General features: G+C 52.4%; 4 protein-coding genes. All 4 read left to right on the top strand.

Annotation, left to right across the window (positions count from 1 at the left end):
• Positions 1 to 57: 57 nt before the first annotated feature.
• The 4 genes from H627_RS0115080 to H627_RS0115065 all read left to right on the top strand — a co-directional run bounded on the left by H627_RS0115080 (position 58) and on the right by H627_RS0115065 (position 3,741).
• On the top strand, positions 58 to 1,482 hold the full coding sequence (locus H627_RS0115080) for a SpaH/EbpB family LPXTG-anchored major pilin (protein WP_027829588.1): 1,425 nt from the start codon (positions 58 to 60) through the stop codon (positions 1,480 to 1,482).
• An 83-nt stretch (positions 1,483 to 1,565) separates the two neighbouring features.
• On the top strand, positions 1,566 to 2,246 hold the full coding sequence (locus tag H627_RS19510) for a class C sortase (RefSeq protein ID WP_027829587.1): 681 nt from the start codon (positions 1,566 to 1,568) through the stop codon (positions 2,244 to 2,246).
• On the top strand, positions 2,243 to 3,133 hold the full coding sequence (locus H627_RS18720; protein ID WP_051225476.1) for a class C sortase: 891 nt from the start codon (positions 2,243 to 2,245) through the stop codon (positions 3,131 to 3,133). The genes H627_RS19510 and H627_RS18720 overlap by 4 nt, the downstream gene beginning before the upstream one ends.
• A gap of 5 nt (positions 3,134 to 3,138) precedes the next feature.
• Positions 3,139 to 3,741, top strand: a complete 603-nt coding sequence (locus H627_RS0115065) for an ECF transporter S component (RefSeq protein WP_027829586.1) — start codon at positions 3,139 to 3,141, stop codon at positions 3,739 to 3,741.
• Positions 3,742 to 3,891: the final 150 nt, after the last annotated feature.

The following is a 3,891-nucleotide window of genomic DNA, read 5'->3' as shown; positions in this document are numbered from 1 at the left end:
TATACAACGCAGGAGAGTCTGCGCTTATTTTTTTGCCAAAAAAGCCAGGAACCACGCATGTTTAACGTGATTTCCAGCTTTCAAGTTTCAGTTACAGACAAATTCCGTGAATTGCTGGTGGGCGGGCCTAATGAAGGCGAAACGATGAAGGCGTTCATCCAACGGCAAATGGCCGAGTTTGTTAAGTCCAACCCGGATAATAGCCAGCTGACGAACCCAGTTGGCACACAAACCACTGCGAATGGTGGTTTGGCGAAATTCGATGGATTACCGGCCTATCAAAACGGCAAGCACCAGGTATATGTTTTCTATGAAACACAGAGTCCTGCCAACGTTAACGAGAAAGCAGCACCAATGGTTGTCGTGCTGCCAATCATGAAAGGCGAAACGCCGCTCTCTCAGATCCATCTGTATCCCAAGAACGAAATTGGTGATTCTGAGTTCGACAAAGAAATGATTGACAATGAAGGCAACCCGATTACTAATGGGCAAGATGTTGAGGTCGGTAAACAGGTTCAGTACTACTTGGAATTCACGATGCCGTACGATATCGGCGGGGTTTATGATATCGATGCCGGTAAGCGGACGACGTATGAAGCTTTCCGGTTTGCCGATAAGGTGAACAAGCCTGGTTTATCGTTCGTCAGTCTGGATAAAATTGTTGTTGATGACAAAGACCTGAAGGACAGCCTGGCAGACCACTATACATTTACTCCCCACAACGAATTGGGCAAGGAAACGACCGATGGCCTGGCCGGATTCGATCTCAATTTCAACTTCAGCAACACCGTCAACGATTCCAAGAGTCAAGCAGTTGCAACTGCGTTAAACCCGTATGCCAATAAGAAGGTTCGCATCTACTACACTCTGCAAGTGAACCAGTACGCAACACCGGATATTGCTATGAAGAACGAGGCGGTCTGGACCTGGAATCGCAAGGGGACAGAAACATCCAAGAAAGATGATGCCCCTGAGTTAATCACTGGTGGTAAGAAGTTCCTGAAAGTCGACGGCGCTAACGACGAAGCGTTACAAGGAGCCGAGTTCGTCATCACGAAAGGAACAGGAGCAGACTTGCGGTATGCGCAATTCATGACGGGCACAGAATCAACAGAGGTTCAAAGCACGTATGATCCTACTACTGCCAAGTACATTAAATGGATAACTGACAAAGACACTGCCACCAAATTCGTTTCCAACGATAAAGGCAACATCGAAGTCCGCGGACTTGAATACGGCGACTACGAACTGGTGGAAACCAAGGCACCTGATGGCTTCATCTTGCCGACCAAGGGCGTGCCATTCAAGGTAGCTCTGAACACTTGGACCGCAACTGATCAGCTTACCACCATCAAGAACATCCCCGAAGGCGGTCTCCCGTCCACGGGCGGCCCCGGGATCATCTTATTCCTGCTGGCTGGGTTCCTGGTAATGAGCGGCGGCGCGGTCTGGTACAAGTTCGGCAAACGCGTGCCTGCATAATCAAATTGTAAATGACACTGGACAGGGACGATCTGCGGATCGCCCCTGATCGTTGTATTTCGGAGTGAAGGGAGAGAGACGCCATGCGGCGGCAAAAGAAGAAATGTCACGGCTATACCGTGAGTATGCTGATTCTGGGATTAGTGTTGCTGATGGCATCGGTTCTGTATCTTCCTCACTTGCGGCAAGTCCTTGGCGCTGGCACTCCAGATATCGCTCGTCCAGCCCAGAAAAATCAGGTCATCATTCCCAAACTGAAATTGACCTTACCGTTATTTGACGCTACCACGGAGCAGACCCTGGCCAAGGGTGCAACCTTATGGCAGGGCCAATTTGACCAGCGGCCAGTAATCACTGCCCACAGTGGCATCACCAACCATCCAGGTTTTGATCGACTGGACACGTTGAAAAAGGGCGACCGTTTCGTTGTGTTTCACAATAGCACCCAATACACGTATACGGTGACGCAAAAGAAAACGGTTCGGCCGGCGGCAGTGGATAGTGTTAAACCGGTAGCCGGCCAGTCACTGGCGACGCTGGTCACCTGCACGCCATACATGGTCAATAGCCATCGCCTGCTGGTCACCGGTCGGCGGGTGAAGTCTGCCACCAGTACCATGAGCGCGACCATCACCCAGATTCAGCGCCGGCAGGAGCAGCAGATTTGGAAAATGGCCTTGCTCGGCATCAGCGGTCTGCTTCTGTTTGCCGGATTCGCTGTCGGATTGACTTGGTACCACAAGCGAAGGACGGTATGGGCATGAAGAAACAGCCGAAAAAATCTCGACGCGGTATCGCCATTCTATTCCTAGTGATTGGTCTGCTGATTTTCACGTATCCGTTTTACGTCAATGCCTTGAACGGCTTCTTGGATCACTACCAGCAGGAACAGTATGTGCGAGAGGCTCAGGCTAACCAGAAGCAGCAGGAGGCTGCGATGCGCCAGCACAACGCTAAAATTGCCAAAGAGGGCCTGCGGACCGGCGTAGATCCGTTTCGCGGCGAAGCCACGGATGAAAAGACCCGGGGGTATTTGGCTAAGCACTTCCTGGGCACAGTAACGATTCCCAAACTCAAGGTCTCAGTCAATCTGTTTGACCGGACTTCGGGCTGGCTGCTGGAGCGGGGCGCCAGTGTCGTCCCCGGGACGTCCCTGCCTAGCGGACAAAAAAATACCCATAGTATGATCTCGGCCCACAGCGGCCTGCCAGAGCGCAAATTGTTTACCGGCTTAGACCGCCTCAAGCGGGGCGATACGTTTCTTTTGACTATCGGCGGCCAAAAACGGGCATATCGGATCACTGGTCGGCAGGTCGTATTGCCCAACAAGCAGAATACCATTGCGTTGTCACCGAAAGAAGAGCGGGTGACGCTGATGACTTGTACCCCGTACATGGTGAATTCCCATCGGTTGTTGCTGACCGGGAGGCGGGTACCGCTCACGCCAGCCTTAAAAAAAGCGGCCGCGGATGCTACCCAGTGGCAGTGGCTGGTGTGGGGCGGCTGGTTTGCTTTTCTGCTCACGGTTGCCGCTGTCGCTTTAGCCGCCTGGCGCTGGCCGCGGCGCCGCAAGTTACGGACCAAGCAAGTTCCCACCCGTTGGCGGGGTAATTATGCTAAAGTAGAACCATCAAATGTTGCCGGAGGGTAAACGCCATGCGTAAATTTTCAACGTTCCAAATCACGTTGATGAGTCTGCTGATTGCGTTGTTAATCATTCAAACTTATGTGCCAATGACGATCTTTCCTGGAGCGCCGACGATTACGGTGGGCCATATCATCGTGGCGATTGGAGCTATCCTGTTAGGTCCGGGCGGTGGGCTGCTGCTGGGCACTGTCTGGGGCGGGTTATCATTCATTCGTGCGCTGACCATGCCGCCATCACCGCTCTCGGTATTGCTCTTTACGAATCCGGTCATCGCATTCATTCCCCGGATGGTCGTGGGATGGACCGTTGGCTGGCTGTTTAAGCACTTGCGTCAGAAAATCAAGACGACCAGCCTCTTGGCAGGGGCAGTCGCTTTTGTCGGCACCTTCCTGAATACTGGGCTGGTGGTGCTTTTCACCTATCTCTTCTTTGTGCGAGACCCGGCCGCGCTTTTGAAGGCGTTTGGCCAGGCCAGCAGTACCACAGGCTTGTTCTGGCTCATTGCCATCATGCTGGGAGCCAACTTCGTCACTGAGGCGATCACAGCAGTGATCATCACGCCGCTGGTGACCACGCCGACGCTGCACATCATTGATCGCCGGCACAGATAAACAAAGAGAGAATCCAGTGACCTGAATTGGTCAATGGATTCTCTCTTTCTTTCACTCTAGGGTGTGTCTGAAAATTACTTAAGCCATACCCATATTGCTGCAACGTAAACCGCGCCCAGAAAGACATGCGCGAGCTTATCATAGCGTGTG

The sequence above is a fragment of the Schleiferilactobacillus harbinensis DSM 16991 genome, assembly GCF_000425885.1.
In the GTDB taxonomy this organism is placed as follows: Bacteria; Bacillota; Bacilli; order Lactobacillales; family Lactobacillaceae; genus Schleiferilactobacillus; species Schleiferilactobacillus harbinensis.
This window is presented reverse-complemented; position numbering and strand designations above follow the sequence as displayed.